Source organism: Paracoccus sp. S4493, assembly GCF_000967735.1.
GTDB classification, from domain to species: domain Bacteria; phylum Pseudomonadota; class Alphaproteobacteria; order Rhodobacterales; family Rhodobacteraceae; genus Paracoccus; species Paracoccus marcusii.
In genome coordinates, this window is the sequence record NZ_JXYF01000243.1 from 1 (window position 1) to 873 (window position 873).

An 873-nucleotide genomic window follows, 5' to 3' on the forward strand; every position below is an offset into this window, starting at 1 on the left:
TTGTCGCTAACGATGCAAGCCGGCTTGCCATAGATCCTGACCAGCGCATCCAGTTCGCGGGCCACCCTCGCGCCCGAGATGCTGGTGTCGGCGACCAGACACAGGTTCTCGCGGCAGCAATCGTCGATCACCGCCAGGATCCGGAACTTGCGCGACGCCCCGAACGTGTCCGCCACGAAGTCCAGCGACCAGCGCTGGTTCGGCATTATGGCCAAGGGCATCGGCGTGCGTGTGCCACGTGCCCGTTTTCGCCCCCTTCGCCGCCTGACCGACAGCCCTTCGTCGCGGTAGAGCCGATACAGCTTCTTCGGGTTCATCAGCATGCCCCTGCGCTCCAACAGCAGCCCGATGCGCCGATAGCCGAACCGGCGACGCACAGCCGCGACCTCCTGCATGGCCTTGCGGATCTCCGGATTGTCGGGCGGCCGCTCGCGACGCACCGTCTTCGGATCGACACCGACCAAGACGCAAGCCCGGCGTTGCGAGATGACGTGATCCCGCATCGCCTTGAGCACTGCGTCCCGCCGCGCGTTCGGTGTCGTCAGGGCTTTCCCAAGAGATCCTTCAGCACGATATTGTCGAGCATGGCGTCTGCCAGGAGTCGCTTCAGCTTGCTATTCTCGTCCTCCAGCGCCCTCAGCCTCTGGGCATCGGACACGTCCATGCCCCCATACTTGGCCTTGAGCTTGTAGAACGTGGCCGGGCTGAGACCGTGACGGCGACAGACCTCCGCCGTCGCCATTCCGGCTTCTTGCTCCTTAATCATCCCAATGATCTGCGCCTCGGTGAAGCGGCTTTTCCTCATGTCGTCTGCTCCTTCGTGATGAAGCAAACTCTACATTAGAGCGAGGGACATTCCGGGGGGCAGGTCAT

The 873-nt window shown here is 63.0% G+C and carries 1 pseudogene; it reads right to left on the bottom strand.

Annotated features, from left to right (window positions below):
- Nucleotides 1-805: pseudogene (locus TW83_RS20125) on the bottom strand (transposase); the annotation flags it as partial.
- Nucleotides 806-873: the final 68 nt, after the last annotated feature.